Source organism: Kribbella sp. NPDC005582, from assembly GCF_040605415.1.
Lineage (GTDB): Bacteria > Actinomycetota > Actinomycetes > Propionibacteriales > Kribbellaceae > Kribbella.
Genome location: NZ_JBEXCU010000003.1, coordinates 783581 through 806356 on the forward strand (window position 1 = coordinate 783581; position 22776 = coordinate 806356).

The 22776-nt window shown below is 65.8% G+C and carries 20 protein-coding genes; 7 read left to right on the top strand and 13 right to left on the bottom strand.

Translation table 11 applies throughout. The annotated features are described in order from the left end of the window. Nucleotides 1-175 precede the first annotated feature (175 nt). Nucleotides 176-1060: a hypothetical protein gene (locus ABZS29_RS21335; RefSeq protein ID WP_355464006.1), complete on the top strand. Its 885-nt coding sequence runs from the start codon at nt 176-178 to the stop codon at nt 1058-1060. Nucleotides 1061-1245: 185 nt separating this feature from the next. Here ABZS29_RS21335 and larA read toward each other — a convergent pair whose 3' ends face one another. The 4 genes from larA to ABZS29_RS21355 form a co-directional block, all read right to left on the bottom strand. Further along, the gene (larA, locus tag ABZS29_RS21340) at nt 1246-2517 is read right to left on the bottom strand and encodes a nickel-dependent lactate racemase (RefSeq protein ID WP_355464007.1); all 1272 of its coding nucleotides are present in this window, start codon (nt 2515-2517) and stop codon (nt 1246-1248) included. Continuing rightward, nucleotides 2517-4409, bottom strand: coding sequence for a beta-L-arabinofuranosidase domain-containing protein (locus ABZS29_RS21345; RefSeq protein WP_355464008.1), 1893 nt, complete (start codon nt 4407-4409; stop codon nt 2517-2519). Before ABZS29_RS21345 ends, larA begins: the two co-directional genes overlap by 1 nt. Before the next feature lie 214 nt (nt 4410-4623). Then, nucleotides 4624-5418 (bottom strand): alpha/beta fold hydrolase, encoded by a 795-nt coding sequence (locus tag ABZS29_RS21350; protein WP_355464009.1) that lies wholly within the window; start codon nt 5416-5418, stop codon nt 4624-4626. A 12-nt stretch (nt 5419-5430) separates the two neighbouring features. Beyond that, complete coding sequence (locus ABZS29_RS21355) at nt 5431-6219, bottom strand: SDR family oxidoreductase (RefSeq protein ID WP_355464010.1); 789 nt, start codon at nt 6217-6219, stop codon at nt 5431-5433. A 110-nt stretch (nt 6220-6329) separates the two neighbouring features. Between ABZS29_RS21355 and ABZS29_RS21360 the strand changes: the two genes are divergently transcribed. Then, nucleotides 6330-7436 carry a LuxR C-terminal-related transcriptional regulator gene (locus tag ABZS29_RS21360; RefSeq protein WP_355464011.1) on the top strand — a complete coding sequence of 369 codons (1107 nt, stop codon included), beginning with the start codon at nt 6330-6332 and terminating at the stop codon, nt 7434-7436. Nucleotides 7437-7443: 7 nt separating this feature from the next. Here ABZS29_RS21360 and ABZS29_RS21365 read toward each other — a convergent pair whose 3' ends face one another. From ABZS29_RS21365 to ABZS29_RS21375, 3 genes are read right to left on the bottom strand one after another with little or no spacing between them, the layout of a single operon-like run. Then, nucleotides 7444-8094, bottom strand: coding sequence for a response regulator (locus ABZS29_RS21365; protein ID WP_355464012.1), 651 nt, complete (start codon nt 8092-8094; stop codon nt 7444-7446). After that, nucleotides 8079-9155, bottom strand: coding sequence for a hypothetical protein (locus tag ABZS29_RS21370; RefSeq protein WP_355464013.1), 1077 nt, complete (start codon nt 9153-9155; stop codon nt 8079-8081). The genes ABZS29_RS21365 and ABZS29_RS21370 overlap by 16 nt, the downstream gene beginning before the upstream one ends. Then, nucleotides 9139-10371 (bottom strand): ATP-binding protein, encoded by a 1233-nt coding sequence (locus tag ABZS29_RS21375; RefSeq protein ID WP_355464014.1) that lies wholly within the window; start codon nt 10369-10371, stop codon nt 9139-9141. The genes ABZS29_RS21370 and ABZS29_RS21375 overlap by 17 nt, the downstream gene beginning before the upstream one ends. A gap of 324 nt (nt 10372-10695) precedes the next feature. On the opposite strand from ABZS29_RS21375, the gene ABZS29_RS21380 reads away from it, so the two are divergent. The 3 genes from ABZS29_RS21380 (at nt 10696) to ABZS29_RS21390 (ending at nt 11920) form a co-directional block, all read left to right on the top strand. Next, a complete protein-coding gene (locus ABZS29_RS21380) occupies nt 10696-10923 on the top strand; it encodes a hypothetical protein (RefSeq protein WP_355464015.1) in 228 nt (75 codons plus the stop codon). Between the two features lie 61 nt (nt 10924-10984). Then, nucleotides 10985-11179 carry a hypothetical protein gene (locus ABZS29_RS21385; RefSeq protein ID WP_355464016.1) on the top strand — a complete coding sequence of 65 codons (195 nt, stop codon included), beginning with the start codon at nt 10985-10987 and terminating at the stop codon, nt 11177-11179. Nucleotides 11180-11203: 24 nt separating this feature from the next. Continuing rightward, nucleotides 11204-11920, top strand: a complete 717-nt coding sequence (locus ABZS29_RS21390; RefSeq protein ID WP_355464017.1) for a hypothetical protein — start codon at nt 11204-11206, stop codon at nt 11918-11920. A 667-nt stretch (nt 11921-12587) separates the two neighbouring features. Here ABZS29_RS21390 and ABZS29_RS21395 read toward each other — a convergent pair. The 5 genes from ABZS29_RS21395 to ABZS29_RS21415 form a co-directional block, all read right to left on the bottom strand. Next, nucleotides 12588-12911: a hypothetical protein gene (locus ABZS29_RS21395; RefSeq protein ID WP_355464018.1), complete on the bottom strand. Its 324-nt coding sequence runs from the start codon at nt 12909-12911 to the stop codon at nt 12588-12590. Between the two features lie 122 nt (nt 12912-13033). Continuing rightward, the gene (locus tag ABZS29_RS21400; RefSeq protein WP_355464019.1) at nt 13034-13600 is read right to left on the bottom strand and encodes a hypothetical protein; all 567 of its coding nucleotides are present in this window, start codon (nt 13598-13600) and stop codon (nt 13034-13036) included. 227 nt (nt 13601-13827) lie between these two features. After that, entirely contained in the window at nt 13828-15228 is a 1401-nt protein-coding gene (locus ABZS29_RS21405; protein WP_355464020.1) for a SidA/IucD/PvdA family monooxygenase, read from the bottom strand. An 83-nt stretch (nt 15229-15311) separates the two neighbouring features. Next, on the bottom strand, nt 15312-16052 hold the full coding sequence (locus ABZS29_RS21410; protein ID WP_355464021.1) for a M23 family metallopeptidase: 741 nt from the start codon (nt 16050-16052) through the stop codon (nt 15312-15314). Nucleotides 16053-16508: 456 nt separating this feature from the next. After that, entirely contained in the window at nt 16509-17099 is a 591-nt protein-coding gene (locus ABZS29_RS21415; protein ID WP_355464022.1) for a helix-turn-helix domain-containing protein, read from the bottom strand. A 72-nt stretch (nt 17100-17171) separates the two neighbouring features. Between ABZS29_RS21415 and ABZS29_RS21420 the strand changes: the two genes are divergently transcribed. Then, entirely contained in the window at nt 17172-17960 is a 789-nt protein-coding gene (locus ABZS29_RS21420) for an SDR family oxidoreductase (RefSeq protein WP_355464023.1), read from the top strand. Nucleotides 17961-17978: 18 nt separating this feature from the next. On the opposite strand, the gene ABZS29_RS21425 is transcribed toward ABZS29_RS21420, so the two are convergent. Continuing rightward, nucleotides 17979-18293, bottom strand: coding sequence for a hypothetical protein (locus ABZS29_RS21425; RefSeq protein ID WP_355464024.1), 315 nt, complete (start codon nt 18291-18293; stop codon nt 17979-17981). 208 nt (nt 18294-18501) lie between these two features. Here ABZS29_RS21425 and ABZS29_RS21430 point away from each other — a divergent pair, with 208 nt between their 5' ends. Further along, nucleotides 18502-22767 (top strand): fibronectin type III domain-containing protein, encoded by a 4266-nt coding sequence (locus ABZS29_RS21430; protein ID WP_355464025.1) that lies wholly within the window; start codon nt 18502-18504, stop codon nt 22765-22767. Nucleotides 22768-22776 lie beyond the last annotated feature (9 nt).

Consider the following 22776-nt stretch of genomic DNA (forward strand, 5'->3'; position numbering starts at 1 on the left):
TGATACAGGGCCGTCGGAGGATGACGGCGTACGGCGGGGCGGAGTTCGCGATCGATGCGGAGCATCGCCTTTCGACGATTCAGCCGGGTCCATGCATTGCGCCATCCCTGTCTCACGGCCACCATCGGAGCAGGGGAACGTCGCGGGGGTGACGTCGTCGAGAAGGGCTGCGGCGGTGGGGGACTGGATCGAGATCGTGCGGTTGGTGACCTGGCCGCTCATCGTCGCACTGGTGGTGCTGGTGTTCCGGCGGCCGTTGATTCGGGCGCTGGACAACGCGACCGAGGTGAAGATCGCGGGGCAGTCGATCCGGATCGCCCGGGAACGGCTAGACGTACTGGACAAACTGATCGGTCAGATGGAACGCGCGGAGAAGCTGCCGGACAACGGGCCGCAGGGGGATCTGCACCGCCGTTTGATGGATCGTGCGCAGGCCGATCCGTTCATCGGGCTGTCGGAACTGGACTCGGCCATCCGGGCGGAGATCAGTATGCTCGCCCTGACCAACGGCTGGGTCGACGATCTCGCGAAAGGCCCGAGTGATCTGTGGTTTCAGTTGCTGCGGATCCATCAGCTCAACAGTTCCCAACAGGACTCGTTGCCGGCGCTGTTCTTGTTCTCGGAATTGCTGGACGCATCCCTCACGCAACGGGCGGAGTTCCGCCCGGGTGATCTCCTCCGCACGATGCGCGTCGGGCTGCGAGTGCATGCCTATGTACGGTCGATCCCCAAGCGGACAAGCACAGTCCTGGCATCACGCCTGCCGGTGTACATCGATCGCGAGCGCACGCAGCCGCGGCCTGACATCCATGCGGTGCTGATCAGGACCCAGAAGACACCGGCCGACGATCCCGAAGACCGAGTCTGGCCAAGCAACCGGCAGTACGAACCCGGCACCCGAGTCTCCTGGATTTTCGACGACAAGCATTCGTGGGACGAGAGTTGGTGGCACAACGAGCAGACTGACGAATCCATCCTCGTGTGGAAGAGCGGCCGCTACTCGTTTGTCGGTGATCCGCTGACGATGAACCCATCAGACATCGCGCAGTCGGGATCGTGAAGATCGCAGACAGCACCTGGCCAGGTAGTCGGAGGACCTGGAGCGACGGCACCGGCAACGGTGACATGAGCAGTTGTCACGAGGATGGCGGGCAGCACCAGGGGGGCGACGGCCGCCTTTACGTCAGCGCACGACAGCCCAGCCGCCGTGTCTCCAGGGCTTGGCTGGGCGGGTGGCCCTTGCTCTCAGGCCAGGTACGGAATGGTTTGTGGCCCTTCCGGGAGGACGCACATCGTCGCGCCGGGGCCGGCGGTCGCGACGGCCTCGGCGGCGGTTGCCGAGATGTCGTGCGTCTGCTCGAGCTGGACGGCGGCGAGCTCCGCGTCGGTCAGGAATCCGGTGTGCATGACGACGCGATTCGCCGCCTGGATCTTGGCCTGGATCTGGATCTGCCATTGATCGGGAACGGTCACGGGCCGGGAAGCGATCGCCGCCAGCAGCGCTTGCGGCGAAGGAGCCGCCTCGAGGGTCTTGCGGTACTGGCCGTGGTCCGGGAAGCCGTCACGGCATTCGGCCGCACAGATGATCGTTCCGCCCGGCCGGACGACCTGATAGGCGGCTGAGATGCCCTTGACGGCCTGGTACAGGTTCTGGTCGAGCGGGAACCCGGAGTTCGTGGTCACGACGACGTCGAACCGTCTGTCGACGGGCCGCATCGCGATCTGGCGCGCGAAGGACGCCGCGGCCGCGTGCATCGGCAGCAGATCACCCCCGAACGCCGCGACGATGTCCTTGTCCCGGTTCAGTACGACGTCCAGGGCGAACGTCACGCCGGTGGCTTCGGCGATGGCCCGGACGTCGTCGTGAACCGGGTTGCCCGTCGTGACCCCCCAGGTCGCCATCGGGTCACCGATCCTCGACGCGTCGTGCAGGACCAGGACCGTCTCCAAGCCGGCCAGCCCCGGCGCCACCAGCTTCGGTCCCCCGGAGAAGCCCGCGAAGAAGTGCGGCTCGACGAATCCGGTGGTGATCCTGACGTCAGCGTCGGTCCACTCCCGGTTGAGCCACACCGGTACGTCGTTGCCGTGGGTGCCACGCCAGACCAATTGTGACGAATCCCGGCTGTCGTGGTTCACGATCCGCACCGAGTTCGCGATCTCGGCACCGAACATGAGCCGGAGTTCAGCCTCGGTGTTTCCCCGGTGGGTGCCGGTGGCAACGAGGACGACGATGTCCTCCAGGGCCACGATTCCGTCCAGCTCCTCGAGGATGGCCGGAATCATCAACTGCCGCGGCTGTGGCCGGGTACCGTCACAGGCCGAGATGGCGACCGACTGTCCGGGGCGAACCCGCTCACGCAACGGCGGGCCCGCCACCGGCTCCCGCAGCGCCCTGCGAAGGGCCCGCGTTTGGTCGGTGGCCGCGACGGTGTGCACAGGTTCGACAATCGTCGTCACTGCCGGGTCTACCGTGAGGCGTAACCCGCTCTCGCCGTACGCCAATCGCACGTCGGTCATCAAGGCGTCTCCTGATCCGTCAGGGGGAAGTAGACCGTGTACGGCTCGTCGCGGATTTCGGCGAGCGGCACGAATCGGATGGCTGTGGGCTGACCGGTGGTTCGGTAGGTGCCGGTCCGCCACCAGCTGTGGTGCCGTTCCTGGTCGGCGGTGAGGAAATTCGCCGGTTCACCAGGATCGCCGTACAGGATGGACTCTTGGCTCGTCAGACCGGCGAGGACCACTGGGCCGTCGAGTACCGCGACCGTGCCGGGTTGATCGGGCAACGGCACTGTGCTCAGTCCTGACGGCACGGTCAGCCGGAGCTGTTGGCTGCTCCAGACCTGTGCGATGACAATCCAGCCGTTGTCCGCAACGGCCGGCGCCGACTTGCCGTTGATCTGGAGCACTGGTGCTCCGGCTGACCACGATGGAACCCGAAGCCTGATCTCGAACCTGGATGGTCGATCGCAGTGCACGTCGACAACGTAGACGTGGTGGTTCGGTCGCCGCGGCGGCAGCGGGCGGGACAGCAGTTCCTGGATTCCGGCGGCACCGTGGACGGTCTGTCGTTGGCCGAGCACGACCCCTTCCTCGAGGTCCGCGGCGATGGTGATCTGCACGCTGGTGCCGAACAGCCCGGGCCAGGTCGTGACCGAGTTCAGATACTGGCTGATCGAGATCCCGGCGGGGTCGACGTACAGTGCGGCCTCGTCGATCGAGGCGTTTGCCTGAAGCAACGTTCCGTGGCAGCACCAGAAGTCCTCGGTCGGCCGGCCCCACTGCTTGCGGCTTCCGGCGGCCAATGGCAAGAAGTACGCCGGCATGCCGGTCTCCGGGTGCTGCTGGGCCCGGATGCCGTTGACCAGGTTGCGTTCCCAGTAGTCGGCGTACCGGTGATGGCCGGTCCAACGGAACAAGACGTCGGCCAGCCGCATCATGTTGTAGACAAGGCAATGCTCCTGCACCGCGTGCAGACGCGCGGATTGTTCACCGGGCGGCTGCCAGACCTCGCCGCAGCTGCTGCCGCCGGTGCAGTAGGTTCCACGCGTCTCCACGGCGGCGTCCCAGAAGGTTTCGACGATGTCGCGCCAGCGCTGCACGCCGGTGACCTCCCACGCCCGCGCGGCGCCCAGGATCTCGGCGATCTGAGTGTTCGCATGTTTGTTGGTCAGCACATCGACGCCGGCGAGCAGCGGCTCGAAGAACCGCGGGCGGTCGTAGCGTTCGACGAGATCGGCGGCGCGCTGGTCGCCGGTGATCGCGAGCAGTTCCGCCCAGACCTCGAGCATCCCGCCCGTCTCATGGTCGAGTACGTCGTCCAGCTGCTCGCGCGACAGCTTCCCGCTCCAGGCGTGAAACCATTCGGCGAAGGCCGAGGTCACGCTGAGGGCCTCTTCGTTGCCGGCGATCCGGTACTGGTCGAGCAATCCCATCAGCGTCTTGTGGACGACGTACTGCGGTGCCCACACCGGCTTGCCCGCGACAAGCCGATCGAAGTACGCCGATGGGATGGACGCGGCCCATCGGCCGCCGTTGGCGCGCTGGCACGCAGCGAGCTCGGCGACGATCGTGCCGGCTCGAGCGGCCACCTCAGCGTCCTGGCGGCCGATTCGTGCCGCCGCGGACAGCCAATGTCCGAGCATGTGGCCGCGCAGTTCGCAGGTGACCGACTCCCAGCCCCAGTGCCAGTCCTTCGGTCCGTCGCTGGTTGCCGTGCCGACCGTCGTACCCCACGACCCGGAGTAGCTCCACAGGCCGGCCTCCGAACGGTACGGCCGCAGCAGGTTGTCGGTACGGAGACTCCGCAGGTAGCGCGCGTTCAGGTGCCAGCGATCCTTGGCCGGTCCGTCCGTCAGCCTCGTCTGCCCACCCGATCCGACGACCGTCTGCAGCACTCTCGCTTCAGACATCACGGCGACCTCGCTCCAAAGAGGGGAACTAAGTCCCATGAATTTCGAGGATCTTAGCGTTGCCCCCGCCTGTGGTCCAGACTGAACGAAGTCAATGCGGCCAAAACATCCCATCTATGGCCGACAGGGTTCGGAGCGACGAACCCAGCGCCGACATTCCCCGGGGTTCATCGAGCCCCCTCGCTCTGCGTAGATCCGGCCCTCTTCGTAGCACTCAGCTGAGGTTGTGGGTCTTCAGCCAGTCGAGGACGGCGTCGGCGATTTGTTGCCAGCCGTTGTCGATGGTGAGGGAGTGGCCTCGACCTTCGAACTGTTTGAGCTCGGTGACGGCAGTGGAGTCGCGGTACTGCTTGAAAGTCGATCTGGTGACGACGTCGGGCACGGTGTGGTCGGCGGTGCCCGAGATGAGCAGCAGCGGGCCACGTTCGTTGTTGGCGGTGTCGACGGCGGCTTGGGCGTGCATGACGAAGTTTGCGGCGGCGGCCTGGAAGAGCGGCCGGGCGGGGGAGGGGATCGTCCACTTGGCGTACAGCTCGGCGGATTCCTCTTCGCTGACGGCGTTGCCGAACCCGTACCGGAACTCCTTCTCGGTGAGCGCGACCGAGCGGTGGAGGTTGGCCGGGTTGCCCAGGGCCGGGAGTCCGGACCGTAGCTGGGCGAGCGGGAGGGGCAGGACGCCTTTGATCTGGGCCGGGTCGATCGCCACGGCCGCCGCGCCGTACCCCTGGCCGAGGAGCTTCTCGGCGAACAGGCCGCCGAAGGAGTGACCGATGATGACGGGTGGCTGGTCGAGTTCGGTGATGAGGTCCGCGAAATGGTTGGTGATGTCGTCGATGGTGAGGTCGGCGACCGCGTCCGGGTTCGCCCTGGCCTCGTCGACGGTCGGCGGTTCGTGCGGCCATCCGGGGGCGACGGGCTCGTAGCCGGCAGTGGTGAAGTGCTCGATCCAGGGCTGCCAGCTGGTGGCGTGCAACCACAGTCCATGGATGAAGACAACTGGTCTGGGCATGGTGCTCCTCTTTCAGATCGTGGTGATGAGGCCGCCGTCGATGACGAAGTCGGCGCCGGTGATGTTGGCGGACCGTTCGCTCGCCAGCAGCAGCACGAGATCGGCGACCTCGTCGGGACGGGTGAAGCGGCCCGTGACGCTTTGCGAGGCCGCACCCGCCTGGATGTCCGCGGCTTGGGTTCCCTGCACCTTGGCGAGCGTGGCGGCGACGCCGTCCTTGCCGAGCCAGAGATCGGTTTCCACCGGACCCGGACTGACCGTGTTGACGCGGACGCCCATCGGACCGAACTCCTTCGACAGGGACTTGCAGAGATTGGCCAGCGCGCCCTTCGCGGCGCTGTAGTCGATGACCAGCGGGTCCGGCAGGAACGCGTTGACCGAGCCGACCGTCACGATCGAGGACCGGGGCCGCCGGATCAAGTGCGGGATCGCGGCCCGCATGGTGCGAACCGCCGCGAAGAAATTGACCGCGAAGATGTCTGTCCAGTCCTGATCGGTCACCGAGAGGTAGCCGTCAGGGCGGGGACGTACGGCGCCGACGTTGTTGACCGCGATGTCCAGGTGTTCGTACTGCGTGATCGCCTCGGCGACGAGCGCCGCCGGGCCGGTCTCGGTGGTGAGGTCGACTCGTACCGGATGCACATGCCAGCGCTCCGCGAGCAGATCCAGTTCTGGGCTGCCACGGAGCGAGCCGGCGACCACGAAGGCGCCTTCCTCGGCGAGTCTGCGGGCGATCGCCAGGCCGATACCCTTGCTCGCCCCGGTGACGAGTGCGACTTTCCCGGTGAGATTCAGCTCCATGGCGTCAAGCTAGGGTCCGCGGAGCCTGCGGCACCCCACGCGAACGCGTAGTTCTTCTTGCCGTTCGGGGACAGAACCTGGAATCCTCGACCGGGGGAGAGGGGGACGCGGTGGCCGGCGCTCTGGAGTACGTGTTCGCGCGGGTCGAGAACAGCCCGTTCCACAACGAGACGGTCAGCTCCGCAGTCCTGGCCTCGTGGCACCGCTCGGCGGCGGCGGGTCTCGAGCCCGATCAGATCCATGCGCCGTTCGACGCGAACGTCGACGACGACAGCAAGCTGCAGTGGGCGGCCGCGCCGGCGATGACAGCCGTCAGCGCGGAACTGCCGGACATCCGCTGCGCCCTTCTGCTGACCGACCGTCGAGTCCACGTCATTCAGCGGTGGACGCGTACCGCCCGTACGGCATCGCAGATGGACGCCGTCGGCGCGGCGCCGGGCTTCTTCTGCGATGAGGCTGTCGTGGGGACGAACTCGATCGGCATGGCGGCGAGCACCCGAGGCGCGGCGCTCGTGCGCGGTTTCGAGCACTATGCCGACGCGTTCACGCACATCACCTGCGCCTCCCGGGCGGTGCTCGATCCCTTCACCGGACAGGTTGCCGGCGTGGTGAACATGACCGTCGCCGATCCGGCGCACTGGGAACTGATGGGTGCCTTGGTCGGCCGCATCGTTCACGAAACGCAGCAACGGCTGCTCGACGAGGGGGGATCCCGGGCGAGCGCGTTGTACGAGTCCTTCCTGCAGGCGCGCCGCCGTACCAGAGGCCCGATCGCGGCCGTCGACGGCAGTGCGCTGTACATCAACACCGCGGGAAGCCAGTACGTCGCATCCACGGACCGCGAGACACTCTGGGCCTGGGCGCAGCAACGCTTCGCTTCCCGCGACACCGCCGTTCTGCAACTCCCGATCGGGCCGACGATGGCGTCCTGCGAAGCGATCCACGACGGTTCCGAACTCGTCGGAGCGATTGTGCGATTCTCACCGCCCGACCAGGGAAGGCCGGCCCTCCAAACCGCCTTGGCACGATTGACCGACTCCGAACGCGGCGTCGCAGACCTCGTCGTCGCCGGCTTCACGAACCGCGAAACGGCCGCGAAACTCTTCATCTCCCCACACACCGTCGACTACCACCTGCGCCACATCTTCCGAAAACTCGACATCGACTCCCGCATCCAGCTGGCCAGAGCCCTCGACGAAGCCACCCCCCGCGATTGACAGCCGGCTACCGATCGGCGATCTCGTCGGCGCGGATGAGTCCGTCTTCGATAGCCCGGGCGAGCAAGGCAGCCTTGCTGGCCGCATGTCTGCCTTGCTGTCCGTACTTCACTCGTGCCCTGTCGATGTACTGCTTTGCTGTGGTCTCGCGGATACCCATGCGCTCGGCGACGGCGGCCTTTGATCTGCATTGGAACCACAGCAGTAGTGCCGTTCTTTCCTGCGGCGCCAGTTTCGGGCGATGATCGGCGAGTATCACTCCGGCCATCGCTGGGGGAACGGCGGGGCGATCCTGCGCGGTAGCGACAATCGCATCCACCAAGTAGCGCTGACCTTCCTGTTTGGTGAGATATGCGCTCGCGCCGGCATCGAGAGCAGACCGCACAAGATCCTCGCCTGCATGCTGGGAGAAGACGATGACCCGGCGGCCACCGTCGACCAGTTTGGCGAGTTCTTCGATCATCAGCCTGCCATCGAGTTCGAGATCGAGGACGACCACGTCAGCATGGCAGCCGGCGCCGGTGGTGGCGCTTTCCACACTTGAACCGGCAGACACCAGCCTTACTCTCGCTGCGGGATCCTGCGCGATCCAGGTGCTGACGCCCTCGATCACTACCGGATGATCGTCAACGACTGCGACGGTCACGGGTGCCGCCATCGTGCCTCCAGCCACAGTGGGTGTCGGGGTTCGTTCGGGTGGTTGCCGTCGCCTGTGACGGAGACGACGACCTCGTCGGGGCTGGCGAATACAGTGAGCCGAGCCCAAGCATTGGTTGAGGCCAGCGCTTCTATCACTGGTTCGGTGAGCGTTCGCCGCGCCCCGAGAGGTAGATCGGGAAGTTGGCCGACGGCGGCGAGTTCGACGAGCACTCCGCGGCACTCCGCCGTGCTGGCACAGGCACGCAACTCGTGCATGAGCGGATTCGGTACATCATCGGACTCGGCAAACAGCCGGCGAAGCCGAGCCGCCTCGATCGCGCAGCGGTGTTGTACGTCGGCGGACCGCGGGTCCAGGGATCCGTTGGCCAGACCGACAAGCAGTGGTTCGACCCGACTGTGGAGCGATCCGTAGCGATCTCGACGGACCCGGTGCAATGCATCCGCTGTCAGCCGCTCGGCGTGCGATGCGGTCCGCCTCGATATCGAGGCTCCTGCGTCGGCCGCCGCGTTGTCGAGCGCTCTGGCCGCCAGGAGAATTGCGGTTGGCACCAGGGCTCCGCCCGCGCAGGCGATCACGATGAATCGCGTAGCGATGGTCAGGCCGACGTGGTCGGCGAGGATCACCATCGCGGACAAATTGATCAGAATGTTTCCAAGGAACAGGATGGCGAAGGCCATGAGCCGTTCGCGGAGAAGGAGCAGGATGCCGACGAGGACGACATCGCCGAAGGCCCAGTTCGCGGCCCCGGTGACCTGGTCGCCAGGGACCATTGCAACAGCGACGGCGCCGGTTGCAAGTAGCGCTGACAGCGTCCTCCACCAACTTGTGAAGGTGTCGCGACCCGCGAGGGTCCGGATGGCTCCGCCTACCAGAAGAGCCGTCAGACCTGTCCAGGCGAGCATCTCGAGCGAAAGCAGCCGGTACGCGTCTGCGCTGACGACAAGTGCGGGTAGAACATAGAGGAAGTGCCAGACGCCGACGATGGCGATGACGCTGATATCGAGGGCCCGAGCGAATTCGGTCCGGACGACCGTGGTTTGGTCAACGCCGTCGCTCATCGTCACCCCATCGAAGAACGATGTGAGTACCTTCCGACGGCGCGGACCGGATCTCGGCGTCCCCGCCGGCGTCGGCCATCCTGCCGACGATCGACTCGCGGACGCCGCGGCTGTGGAGGTCCACAGTGTTCGGGTCGAAGCCGCGGCCGCGATCGCGGATGTCCACCAGCACGCGTCCGTCCTCATTCACCGATACATCGACGGTCGCGGTATCGACTCCGGCATGTCGTGCGACGTTCCGCAGCGCCTCACCGACGCAACCAGCGATCGCCTCCAGCGCGTCGCCGCGGATCGAGACGCACGGCAGGGTAGCTGTTACCTCAAGACCGGCTGCTTCAGCGTCGACGACTGTCCGCAGGCGGGTGTCGAGCCGTTGCAGCCCGCTGGCCCTGGGGCGTTCGCCCGACAGGATCCGCAAGGCTGATGCGTCGGATGCCGCCCTCGCCTGCAGAATCGGGGAACCCGATTGGACCGAGCCCGAGCCGACCATGGTCAAGGTGGCGAGTGCAGTGTCGTGAAGGTGGCGGAAGTGTTCGCGCTCCTCCGCGCGCTGGGCGGCAGCGAGCCCTGCCTTCTGATCCTCCGCTGCCTGAGCTTCACATTCCAGTTCTGCAGCTCGGCCGGCCCGCCGGAGGAGCTGCACGGTCGCCGCCGAGAGCGCCGTCTGGATCAGGAGGATCCCTGCGCTGATCAGCATTGCCGGATGTAGAGGCACTGCGCGCATCTGGCCGGTGACATAGGCGGCCGTGACGAGTACGCCGAGCGGAACCCCGATGCCCGGGTGGAGCCGAAGTTGCGCCAAGAGGACTGTTGCGGTCGCTATCGGCATCAGCCAGGCCGAGCTGTTGGGGATATCCGCAGGCGCCACGAGGTGTTTTTGCAGGAGCACGATGCCGCAAACGATCAGGCTGTCGGCAATCACCAAACGATGGGTCAGACCATGTCTGACTGCGATGGAGAGGAAGATCAGGCACCAGATTCCGAGCGCACCGATCACAGGAAACAACCAGCCGGCCGACGCCGGCGGCGCAAGGCTCATGAATGCTGCGACCCCGCCCAGGCTGACCGTCGCAAGTCGTAAAGCGACGCCGTACAAGGTCGCGAACCGATCGAGTGCACGATCGGGAGCACCGAGTGTCCAGGCGACCCTCTCGGTGACCTGCGCGCGCGTTGATACGGCTCCCGCGCCGGCAAGGAGCCTGTCGTGGTGGATCATCTGCCCCCCTGGGCTGTCCCGCACCATCACGATGCAGGCCGCCGACCTCGCCGTCAATGACAGAGCGCAAATTCGACCACGCTGTGTGTTCGGACGGTCGTCGCGGGTTTGACCCCCGATCGGGGGTCCCCGGTCTCCTTCGGGCGGTCTTAGCCTGCGGCACATGGTGGTCATTGCCAGACCACGTCAGTAGGGGGAGACATGACACGGCGCAGGATGACTTGGGTGTGGGCGCTGGTACTGCCGCTGGTCGTACCAGGAGTGAGCGGGTGTGTCGCGGACGGTCCCGCCACGAAGGATGAGCTTTGCGCGAGCTTCGATTCGGTGAGTAAAGAGCTCTACCGCGGAGTGTTCAACGACAACGGAGTGTTCCGTGCGGCCGGCGATCTCGCGGGCACTGCCACGCGCTATGAGGCCTCGGCGCAGGTCCAGGCATCAGCTTCTGGGATACGGAAAATCGCCAAAAGCAAGTCGACGACTGTCAATGAGCTCCGCAACGCCACGATCGCCATCGCGGAGGTCTGTGGCCATCCTCTCGGCCTGAGCCTCTAGGCCCGTCGCCCGCAGACGGCACATCACGACCACGACCAACGACTTGGGAGTTGACCAACTCATGGAATCAGATGGCATTTCGGCGACCCCGCACGCTCGGCGTTCCAAGGCCTGGATCTATTACGCAATTCTCACCGTCCTCGCGCTGGCAGGTATCCCAGCTGCAGGCTGGGGTGGGCTACTGGCCGCGATCTTGTGTGGCCTGTACTCGACTTATCTGTTCCGGGGCGGTCGAATCGTCGTCTGGTTCTGGTGATTCACTCGGAGATTGGACGGCGAGATGACCTTCAACGTCTTCAGCACCCGAACCGTCGGAGAGACTGCCGACGGGGCAATGTTTCCGGCTCTCAACGATGACGGGAAAGTCGGTCGCGAACAATTGGACGGGGACCGATCCCAGCACTTGGTGGCGACCTCGATCGCCGTTCGGGAAGTCGGTGCGAATCAAACGCGCAGCATCATGGAGTTGAGCGACATTCAGGCGGACCTCTTCATCACGGATGCACGCCTCATCATGATGTGTGCGAAATATGACAAGGGCGGGGGTTGGTTCGGGAGTCCGGGCATGGCGCTGGCGCTGAACGCCGTAAGCAAGGTCCTGGCCTCGAGGCGAAGTCGCGGCACAGTCCTGGTCGGACATGTCCGGTACCCGTGGCTCAGCTCAGTTGCCTTCAGCCCCAAGCAAGGCTGGCTCGACGAAGAAACGCTGCGGCTCGTCGTGAGGGACGGCACCGCGAGCCCCAGCCGGCTGCTGCTTGTCGACCTGGCCCTTCCCAAGACGGCCGACTCGGCAGCCATCGCCCGAGCGATCATGCTTCGTGCTGTGGCCTACCGCACGACGCACGAAGAGTTGAACGAAGCTGAGCAGGCCGGTTTCAGGGCGCTGGAGGCCTCGAATCCTCCGCGACCACAGCCGAAGAAGTTCGCCAGTTTCACCATGCCCACCTCGTGGAATGCGATGCCCTCGACGGCCTATCCGCGCACTGAGTCGGCGTGACGGCGGCGGCGGACGTGATGACGCGCGTGGACAAGTGAATCAACAGTGGGGGAACATGACGACTGGATCAATGGACCAACGGGAGGTTCTGGATCCCGCGGGCACGGATGGCTTTCGCCAGCTGTAGTGGTCGTGCTCGTGGCCGCGGTCATTACGGGTGCCGCCAATATCTATGCTGAGAAGAACGGAGCAGCAAAAGCTGGGCCAGTTGCGCCCTTCACTGCCAGAGGGACATTGTTCGCGGTTCACGCCGTAACGGCTACTGACGCCAGAAGTGAGAAGATCGCGGCGGGATATCGAGCGGGAATCCGGGACCTCTTCTCAGATATTACCCGGCACGCAAGGGTCGCCGTATCGCTCGGGAGCGATCGCAAGACCTGCTGAGCGCTGCCACCAAAGTCGCCAGCCCGCCTCGATTCCTGCGTGCGGGCCAGGACCAGGAGATGAGCGGACGACGCCTCGCGGAGCAGCACCTTGGGGACCGTGCCGACGATGACCACCAGGTTGGCGGTCCAGGCAGGGCCGAGGATCCGCATCGCGGGGTGCGTTGGCCCAGACCGAGAGGGATTGAAGTCCTGACCGTGTGCATCCTGACCTCGAAGGGCGGTTCGGTCGTCGAGAACGTCTCGGAGTGCTCGAGATGATGCGGCGCTGCTCCCCGGTCCTCTCAGTTCTCCGTTGCAGCAGCGGGGATGAACCGGACGAGCCGCTTGCCGTCACGGCCGACCACGCCGAGAGCGCCGTACCGGGCGCCGACGAGCTCGCACGCGGCGGTGACGACGCGGTCCAGGGTGCTGTTCCGATTGAGGTCGGCGCCGATCCCGACCACCGCGTCGAGGAGGGCGCGCAGGCGTTCCTGGTGGTCCATGATCTCGTCGACGCGGCCGAGGAGCTCCTGCAACAGGGCATCGAGACGCACCCGGGACAGACCGGCAAATTCGAGCGCCCCCTCGTCCCAGCTCCCACGTCCGCCCTGCGAGCCTTCGACCACGGGCCCACCTTTGCAGAAGTCGGCTGACGGTTCCGTTCATCGCGGCGCTCCTCGGGGTAGGGGCCGGAGACAGCGAGAAGCCGTGACCTCGGCGAGGCTCACGGCTTCTCGGATCGAGATGGTCACTGCAGCCAGGGGAAGCGGCGGACCAGGTTGGTGCCGGTCCAGATCTTGCCGAGGCCCCAGGTGTTGCCGGCGGCAACGAGGGCGAGTACGACGACGGTGACGGCGCCGGCGATGTGATCGTCGAGGACCGGGTTGTTCTCCGGCGGAAGGGCGGCGCTCCACATCATCAGGTACAGAACGGTGCCGGCCACGGCGGCGATGCGCATGCCGATCCCGAGCGTGAGGGCCAGACCGATGCCGGCCAGGGCGAGCATGAACAGCGGCGTGACCCAGAAGTCACCGACCAGCGAGTGGTAGAAGCCGGCGAACGGGCCGCTGGTGCCCTTGCCCAGGAATCCGGCCGTCGGGTCGCCGCCGTCGATCCAGCCCTTGCCGGCCGGAGTGGCGTAGCCCAGGCCGAAGACCTTGTCGACGAAGGCCCACAAGAAGGTGAGGCCGAAGACGATCCGCAGCACGGCGAGTGCGCGAGCAGCGGCGGTGGTGATGCGGGCCGGCTTGTTGCCGGTCGTGGCGGCGACGGTGTTGTCAGTGGTGTGGTGCGGCCGGTGGCCCATCAGCGTCATGGTCTCTGGTCCTTCAACGGATCTGGATGATGCCTCCATCGTCGTCGTCGGGGCCGGACCGCGGTCAGGGCCAAGGGACCCGCCGACGGATCCCGAAAGGCCCCAGTTGACGGGACTGGATACCTACGCACGGATCGGCAGGCCGACGTACCGGCGCTACGTCGTGACCAACTAGCTACAGACTTTGACAGAGACTGCGGTGTCCTCAGATCTCCACCCGAGGCGGCTCATGGGGTCCAGATGGCGTTTTCGTAGACCGATCGGTGAGTGTCCGTCGGGCGCGGCTTGGCGGGTTGTGGGTGTTCCTGGTCTTCGAAGAACAGATCTCGGCTCAGAGCATCGACCAGTCGAGGGATCCCGGTCGCCAGGCTCTGTGCGTCTCCCGCGGGAATACCGAAGCTGAGACCTGCCGCCGCGGTGAAGACGTGAACACGTCCGACGAAGCCGGCGGTGCCCGGCTCTTTCTCGACGAGCTCGTAGCCGGAACCGAGGTACGGGAACGAGCCCAGACTTTCGTGGGTGAGATCGGCCGGCGGTTCGTACCGGTCTCGCCACAAGGCGATGTGCGGAGCGATCTCGGCCAGTTCGGGCCGGGTTCGTGGATCATACTGATAGCCCGTTCCGGCGATCACGAAGTCGAACACGTGTGAGCCGTCGGCCGCGTCGACCCGGACCGCGCCACCGTCGGCTCGCGCGTGCCGCCACGGTGCCGACAGGTGGACTCGGAACCCCGGGAAGGCGACGGCTCGCGTCACAGACTCCAGCGTGCAACTGCGCCCGGTGCGGGCTGCCAGGACTTGGGCTCTCCATCGGTCGGCGTCGTTGCGCCGGTGAAAGTTCTCCTTGGCGCCGACGTTACGCCCGATGTTGCGGCTTGGTCCCTGAACGAGAAGTTCGGATCGGCGGGTGAAGACGTGGACCTCGTGCGCGCCAGCGTCGAGCGCCATGGCCGCAGCATCCAGAGCGGAGGATCCAGCTCCCAGTACGGCGACGGTCCGGCCCGCGAGCCGGGTGAAGTCGATTCGATCGCCTGTGTGGGCGGCCAGGTATGCGGGAAGCGCGCGGAAGTACGGCGGGAGAGCGGGGCCGCCGGTACCCTCGACGCCTGTCGCCAGTACGAGTTTTCTCGTCGTCTCGACCCGTTCTGCCACGTGGCCGTCACTACCGCTCACCGCGAGGCGGAGGACGAGGTGGTCGGAGGCTGGGGAGACGCCGACCAATCGGGTGTGGTGGCGAACGGGTACGTCGACGGTGCATCCGAACCAGGCGACGTACTGCGCCCAGACGGTCCGTGGGATGTTTTCGACGGTGTCGTAGGCGGCCTCGCCGTGGAGGCGTTCGTACCAGGCTCGGAAGCTCAGTTCCGGGTGGCCGTATTCCGGCTGCGGCCAAATTTTCGGCGTGCGCAGCGTGTGCATCCGTGCGGTGGTCGTCCAGCTGCCTGTCTCGCCAGGTGCCGCTGCGTCGACGACTGCAGAACGGCCCATGCCGGCCCGCCGCAGTGCGAATCCGATGCCGAGTCCGGCCTGCCCCGCACCGACGACGACAACGTCGTGATCGGCGGATGTACGGCGTACCCAGTTGTCGGGATCAGGCCCGAAGCGGCGCAGTATGGCGGCCGGCTGCACTCACATACCTCCTCCGCAGTTGCACTGTCCCTCGGTCCACCACTCTGCCATGCAACAAACCCATCGCTGGCGGACGCCCTTCGTCAGCAGTAAGACCGGCACCCGCGGTCGGCGCCGTACGCTCGCCTGGTCTTCTCGACCAACGACACCGGCGAGAGCTGTCGCCCGGAATGCCACGCGTTGAGGAAAGTCTGCGGTGGCACGGCTCCCCGTCGGATCCACCAGTGCCCGGCAGGCGTCGGCCAGCTGATCCCGAAATGCAGATGCGGCGGCGTCAGCTGGGCGCTCCCGGTCTTCCCGGTCAGGCCCAGTGTTTGCCCGGCTTTCACCACCAGCCCCGGTTTGATCCCAGCTCCGATGGCCGACAAGTGCGATCCGTAGTACCGCACGCCGTCGACGCCGACGACGGAGATCGACAACCCGCCACGATCACGCCCGACGTTCGTCTTCTTGTTCCAGGTGTCCACCCAGGTCACTTCGTCGATCCGTCCGTCCACCGGCGAGACGAACTCACATCCCTTGTCCGCGAAGATGTCCGACGCCGGATAGTCATGATGACTCTGCGAAGCATCCGCCCGGCAACCACCGATCGGGAACACGTACCGGGTGGCCCTGATGGCGACCGGCGGCGGTGTAGTCGCCGACCTCGAAGGCCGCTTCTGCGTCGGGGGCTGGGCAGGCGTTGCAGCAACAGTTGGCGCCCGACCGGATGGCTTGTTGGACTCAGACTGGTCGAAAGCACCGGTAGCGGTGAGTATGATCAGGCCGCCGCCCGCGACGACCAGGGCCGCGGACAGCAACGCCACTCCGACGGAACGCCTCACTGGAACCAAAAGTCGTTGACCAAGGCAACTGAATAGACCGTCTCGCACGGGATGCCGTTCTGGTCGGCATCCATAGCTCCCCGCCCGGCCAGATCACGGCGGATAGACGGTCTCGCAAGAAATACCGTTGCGGTCGGCATCCATCTGGTCGGGCTGCCCATGCAGCCGCCAGTAGTCGATCGCCGCGCCATAGCTGTACCCCTTGCTCTTTCAGGTCCCGGCAGAAGAGTCCCGCCGGGAGCGATCCCACGTCGCCGATCGCCTTCGGCAAGCTTCGTACCACCGGGGCAGGCGCCGTCGTGGTGCCCTTGACCGACGGAGCCACGGTCATCGTCCTCACCGTAACCGCTACGCCGGTCGACTGCGGCGTCGACGCCGTCTCCTTGGTGTTTCCTATCTGTGGTGACGGGCCGTTCGAAGTCATCGGCTTCGCAGCCGTGTGGCATCGCCACGACTTCAGACTGGGCGGCGGACCGCCCTTACGGCGGCGTCGTAGAGGTCGAACAGGTCGGTTCGCCCTCCTAGGCGAGCCCATTCCTCGTTCGCGGTTTGGAGGCAGATGATTGCCGCGGCCGCTATCGCGCGTGCCTCGAAGGCGCGCTGGTCGGAGTCGGCCAGTCGCGGCTCGATCTGCGGCGCGAGCAGGTCTTGCCAACGAGCCTGCTTCTCGGCGTGGCCGGAGCGCAGGCTCTCGTTGCCGAACAGCAGGGTGATGATCTCGAGGCGGCGCTCGGCCGTCATCTCGATCTCCTCGAGCACCTGGAACGCCGCGCGGAGGGAAGTCCACGGATCTTCGTCGGCCGGGCGCTCGGCGAAGCGCGCGGCGATCAGTTCGCCCTGCTCGGACAAGCCGCTGAGCGCGAGGTCCTCCTTGTTCTTGAAGTAGTTGAACAGCGTCCGCCGCGACACACCCGCTGCGGCGGCGACCTCGTCCAACGTCGTGTCGTCGTACCCCTTGGCTGCGAACAGATCGAGCGCGGTGCGAGCGAGCAGCGAACGGACCACGGATCGGGTCTGCTCGCGAAGGGGTGTCTGCTTCGGGGCCATGCACCGATGGTAGGGCGGTTTACTCAAGGAAGCAATTTGCACTGAGTGCACAGGCGTGCCTAGGGTGTACACATGACCACGATTGAATACCAACGACAGACCACCATCGTCACCGGAGCGAGCTCGGGTCTCGGCGCGGAATTTGCGCGCCAGTTGGCCCGGCGCGGCGCGAACGTCGTACTGGTCGCGCGCCGGGCGGACCGGCTCGAGAGCCTGGCCGACGAACTCACCCGCGCCTACGGCGTCACGGTGACCGTCGTCGCCCGCGACCTCGGCCTGCCCGATGCCGGCCGCACACTCCGCGCGGAACTCGAGTCCCAGGGCATCTACGCGACGAGTCTTGTGAACAACGCCGGGTTCGGTACCCACAACGCCTTCACCCAGGAAGATCCAGAACGCCTGCAGAGCATGCTCGCGCTGAACGTGAGCGCCCTTGTTGACCTCAGTCGCGCGTACGTCGACCCGCTGACGGCCGCTGGTAACGGCTTCCTGATCAACGTTGCAAGCCTGCTGGGCTTCCAGCCGACGCCGTACATGGGTGTCTACGGCGCCACCAAGGCGTTCATTCTCAGCTTCACCGAATCGCTGTGGGAGGAGACCCGCGGCACCGGCCTGCGCGTCCTCGCCGTCTGCCCCGGTGCGATGCAGACAGAGTTCTTCGACACCGCCGGTAGCCAGACCGCGGACTACGGCGCGAAGCGCGCCACCCCGGAGGCCGTCGTCAAGACGGCCCTCGAAACCTTGGACCGCCGGTCCGCACCGCCGTCGGTCATCACGAATGGCCGGCCGCTCGCGCTCGCCAGCAGGCTGCTCCCGCGTCGGCAGGTCGTCCAGTTGATGGGCTGGCTGGCGCGCCGGTAACAGGTGGAGGAGCGCGATTCAGTGTGAGTGTGGTGGCATGACCTCGAAATGGGTCACGGTGGCCTCGCGGTCCAGCAGGTAGTCGTCGTCTTCGGGGTAGTACTTGGCGGCCTCGATGTCGTCACCGGCAAAGGCGCGGATCTGGTCGAGGTCGGTCCACCAGCTCAGCGTGACGATTTCGGTCTGCCCGTCGCCGAGATCGCGGGTGAGCAATTGTGCCCCCTCGTTGCCCGGTGTGCTCCGGTAGCCCGTCATCCCGGTACGTTCGACAATCTCGGCGTACTCAGCAGCCTTGTCGGTCGGAACCCGCCCTCGCCACATGCGCGCAGTCATCTTGGCACCGTAACCGGTCGGAGGGCCTGGAGTCGGGTGCAGGCAGCTGTATCGCTCGTCACTCATTGCGCACGGGCTGGTGGGTGGCATATCGGCGACTGGTTGGCAATCGGTTCGACGGACGCGCAAATGCTTCCGGGGCAACTATTCGTGTTGGTAACTTTTACGCCCCTGCGCCGGTCTACCGGCGGTCTCAAGGAGAGCGCCCATGCTGGTCCGTGCCCTCGTTTCCCTTGCCCTGCTGGCCGGTTCGCTGGTGGCCTCACCGGCTCGAGCCGCCGCGGCCCCGCTAGCCGATCAAGGCCAGCGGCTGACTGCGATGTTCAACGACTACGGCAATACCGGTGGCCGCTGGAGTGGCGGTGACAGCACGGTCTCGGTGGCGCTGCCCGACGGTAGGACCGCCTGGATCTTCTCGGACACCATGCTCGGCACAGTCAACGCGGACTTCACCCGGCCGCGGACCAGCCCCATGATCAACAACAGCCTCGTGGTCCAGACGGGCGACGCGCTGACCGCCACGCTGCACGGTGGAACCAGTGCCGCACCGCAGGCACTAGTGAAGCCAGCGGCCGCCGGAGAGTTCTACTGGGTCGCAGACGCCACAGTGGAAGCCGGAGCCGTCAAAGTCCTCTACAACCGCTATAGGAAGACTGGTGAAGGCGCCCTGGACGTCCAGCTGACAGGGACGGCTCTAGCAACTCTTGCCCTGCCCGCACTGACAGTCAGTAGCACGGTCGAGCTGCCCGTCGGCTCGACCGTAGCGTGGGGTAACGCGGTACTGGAGGACGGGCCGTACACCTACGTCTATGGATCCGAGTACGTCGCTTCGACCGGCATGCGGTTCGCCCACGTCGCACGCGTACCGGCCGGCGGCCTCGGCGGCACCTGGCAGTTCTGGAACGGTACGACGTGGGGCAGTACCTCTGCCCGGCTCCAGCTGTCGGGTGTAGGCACGGCCTTCGGTGTCCAGAAGGTCAACGGCCAGTACGTAGTGGTCACCGTCGAGAGCAACGTGGTCTTCGGACGCCAGATCGTCGCGTACACCGCAGCAAGTCCGACCGGCCCGTTCACCGGGCCCACCGAACTCTTCACCGCACCAGAGCCTGCGGCCCGCGAAGGCGTCATCGTGTACGACGCACGCCTCCACCCGTCCTTGGCGGAACCAGGCAAGCTGCTCGTCTCGTACAACGTGCACAGCCTCAACGACGACGACCTGTACGACGACGCGAGGATCTACCGGCCGAGGTTCGTCAGCGTGACGTGGCCTGTTCCGACGCCTGACCCGGCGCAGGTTCCAGCTGCGCCTGCGGGGTTCGCCGCAACAGCCGAATCGTCGTCCGGCGGTGTACGGCTCAGCTGGACGGCACCACCCGGGACTGTGACGACGTACTCGATCTATCAGCGCAACCTCACCGCCGGCCAGTCGCACTTCGCACGCGTGGCGCAGATGTCGGAGACGGCTCGGACGCTTGGTGGGTTCAAGACGGGCAATACCTATGAGTTCCGGGTTACCGCGAGCAACAGCGTGGGCGAGGGGCTGCCGTCGGCGACGCGGACTGTGGCCGTCACCATCGCGGCACCGCCTGCACCGACAGGTCTAACGGCCACAGCTGGTTCGGACGGCTCGGTGACACTCAACTGGGCAGCTGTGGCGTACGCCTGGAACTACTCGGTATACCGGCGAGACATCACTGCAGGCGAGACGGACTTCACCGCCGTCAGCGATGGGGACAGCCGCGACACGACGGCGAGGGCACTGTGGCTGGCGCACAACCACGAGTACGAGTTCGCTGTCACTGCCACACATGGCGGGGGAGAGTCGGTGAGGTCTGCGACAGCCAGGGCTACCGCGCGTTACGCGGTGCCGCCGGCGCCGGCGGGGCTGACCGCCGTACCGCAGAGCGACGGGACTATCGAGCTCAAGTGGTCTGGGCCGACCGAGAACGTTTATTACCGGGTCTACCAGCGAGACCTGACCGCAGGGGACACCGCCTTCGTCGAGCTGCCGTTACCCGTCGGGTGTTGCCAACTGAGGGCCGGGTATCTCGCGCACGATCACGAGTACGAGTTCAAGGTCGAGACCACCAACTCCGGGGGCAATTCGCCCGCGTCCAACCTGGCTCGCGCGAAGTCGACGTACCCGACACCGGCCGCGCCGACCGAGGTGGAGGCCTCGGCGAGCAACGGGCAGGTCCGGCTCAACTGGAAGTCGAACACCCCCGACACCTGGTACTGGGTCTACCAGCGTGATGTGACGGAAGGCCAGGCGGAGTTCACCCGGTTGCCGTTGCCGCTGACGACGTGTTGCCAGTTCACGGCGGGCTATCTCGTCAACGATCACGAGTACGAGTTCAAGGTGACAGCGGTGGCCCAGGGCGGTGAGTCCGCAGCCTCCAACACGGTCCGGGCTACGCCACGGCTCCCGCTACCGCCGAAGGTGACGGGTCTGACCGCTACCACGCTCTCCAACGGCCAGATCCGGCTCAACTGGAGTCAGGCCGCGCCTGATCTCTACTACTGGGTCTACCAGCGAGACGTCACTGCAGGCGAGAGCACCTACACCAAGCTCCCGCTGCCCGTGGGGGAGTGCTGCACGCACACCGCTGGTCTGCTGCTTCACAACCACGTCTACGACTTCAAGGTCGCCGGCACCAACATGACCGGCGATGGCCCCCAGTCGGATGCGGCACGAGCTACTGCTCGCTATAGCCCGCCTCCGGCGCCTACAGGTCTAACGGCGATAGCTGCAGGCGACGGCAGCATTGACCTCGACTGGAACTCCGCAGGCGACGGTCTCTACTACTGGATCTACCAGCGAGACGTGACGGCCGGGCAAGGTTTCACCAAGGGGATCTATCCGACAGACCGTACGGCGCACAGTGTCGGGCCTTTGGTCCACGGACACGTCTACGAGTTCAAGGTGTCCGCGGAGAATCCAGGTGGCGAAGGCGCCACCTCGGGCGCAGCAAGTGCCACATCTGTCGGCGGCCTACCACTGCCACCGTCCAACCTGACGGCTCAAGCCGGCAACGGCCAGGTGACCCTTCGGTGGTCGGCGAGCCCCAGTCCGAGCGTGTTCTACTGGATCGAGTACAAGACGGCGAGCGGTAGCTGGCAGCGGCTGCAGTACCCGCTGGACTCGTGCTGCACGTTCACCGTCCAGTACCTCGCCAACGGCACGACGTACGACTTCAGAATCCGCGCGACCAACGTGTCCGGCGACAGCTCTGCGTCCAACAGTGCAAGGGCGAGACCGCTACCGCCGCTTCCGGCCGCACCTACTGGTCTGACGGCCACACCTGGCGATGGCAAGGTGACGCTGCGATGGAATGCCAGCTCCAGTCCGGACGTCTACTACTGGATCGAGTACCGCCCGGCCGGTGGTACTTGGCAGCGCCTCAAGTACCCGCTGGACACCTGCTGCACCTTCACGGTCGGCTACTTGGCCAACGGCACCTACTACGAGTTCCGCGTCCGTTCCACCAACCTGGCGGGTGATTCGGGGCCATCAGTGGCCGCGGGCGCTAAGCCGATGCCGCCGATCCCGGAGCGGCCTTCGAACCTCACGGCGACTCCCTCTGGCGATAGCGCGGTACGACTCACGTGGACGGCCAGTCCGACCCCGAACGTCTACTACCGAATCTGGTACCGCCTCAGCGATCAAGAGAACTGGACGCAAGCCGTCTACCCAGTGGTGTGTTGTGACTTCACCATGAGCTACCTGATCCCTGGGCGGACGTACATCTTCGTCCTCGCGACAGAGAACCTTGCCGGCTTCAGTACAGCGCCGAACCCGACAGCTATCGCCACACTCACAATCATCACGCCCGCGCCGGTAACCGGCGTACGGGCCGTGCCGAGAACAGACGACAGCTCCGTTGACGTCTACTGGGACCCCGCGTCGCACGCAACCGGCTACACGGTTCAGGTGAAGCCATGTCGAGGTGGTAGCTGGTCCAATGCCGCGATCCTTGTCACCGGGACCTACGCGCGAGTCCACTACGTACAAGGTTGTTACCTGTACAGGGCCCAAGCCGACCGCTATGGCAAGTACGGCTTGCCCTCGGCCGGCGAAGTGATCGCCTTCGGCGCCAATGACGACTACCCGTGGGGCGGGTGGTGGATCCTCGATCCCTACATCTTCGTCGTCAACCAGTGCACGTCGTTCGTGGCGTCCCGGGTGGACAAGTACTACAAGCCGGCCAACGGCTCGAAGTTCAACGGCCCGAACTACGGCAATGCGAAGAACTGGGACGAGGCTGCCCGCAAGTACGGCGGCGCCGTCTCCCGAACCCCCGCGGTAGGCGCGATCGCCCAGTTCAACGCCGGCACCTACGGCCACGTTGCCTGGGTGGCCGGACTCGATGGCAGCTACGCGATCATCGAGGAGTACAACGCGGAACGGCCGGAGGCCTATTCTCGACGGCGGATCCCGATCTCGAGCATCGACAACTTCATGTACGTCACTTGATCCGTTTGG

Coding starts and splice junctions, on each gene's coding strand:
- larA (WP_355464007.1), bottom strand. CDS start 2,517: ATGACCGACGTGCGATTGGCGTACGGCGAGAGCGGGTTACGCCTCACG.
- ABZS29_RS21345 (WP_355464008.1), bottom strand. CDS start 4,409: ATGTCTGAAGCGAGAGTGCTGCAGACGGTCGTCGGATCGGGTGGGCAG.
- ABZS29_RS21350 (WP_355464009.1), bottom strand. CDS start 5,418: ATGCCCAGACCAGTTGTCTTCATCCATGGACTGTGGTTGCACGCCACC.
- ABZS29_RS21355 (WP_355464010.1), bottom strand. CDS start 6,219: ATGGAGCTGAATCTCACCGGGAAAGTCGCACTCGTCACCGGGGCGAGC.
- ABZS29_RS21365 (WP_355464012.1), bottom strand. CDS start 8,094: ATGGCGGCACCCGTGACCGTCGCAGTCGTTGACGATCATCCGGTAGTG.
- ABZS29_RS21370 (WP_355464013.1), bottom strand. CDS start 9,155: ATGAGCGACGGCGTTGACCAAACCACGGTCGTCCGGACCGAATTCGCT.
- ABZS29_RS21375 (WP_355464014.1), bottom strand. CDS start 10,371: ATGATCCACCACGACAGGCTCCTTGCCGGCGCGGGAGCCGTATCAACG.
- ABZS29_RS21385 (WP_355464016.1), top strand. CDS start 10,985: ATGGAATCAGATGGCATTTCGGCGACCCCGCACGCTCGGCGTTCCAAG.
- ABZS29_RS21390 (WP_355464017.1), top strand. CDS start 11,204: ATGACCTTCAACGTCTTCAGCACCCGAACCGTCGGAGAGACTGCCGAC.
- ABZS29_RS21400 (WP_355464019.1), bottom strand. CDS start 13,600: ATGACGCTGATGGGCCACCGGCCGCACCACACCACTGACAACACCGTC.
- ABZS29_RS21415 (WP_355464022.1), bottom strand. CDS start 17,099: ATGGCCCCGAAGCAGACACCCCTTCGCGAGCAGACCCGATCCGTGGTC.
- ABZS29_RS21420 (WP_355464023.1), top strand. CDS start 17,172: ATGACCACGATTGAATACCAACGACAGACCACCATCGTCACCGGAGCG.
- ABZS29_RS21425 (WP_355464024.1), bottom strand. CDS start 18,293: ATGACTGCGCGCATGTGGCGAGGGCGGGTTCCGACCGACAAGGCTGCT.
- ABZS29_RS21430 (WP_355464025.1), top strand. CDS start 18,502: ATGCTGGTCCGTGCCCTCGTTTCCCTTGCCCTGCTGGCCGGTTCGCTG.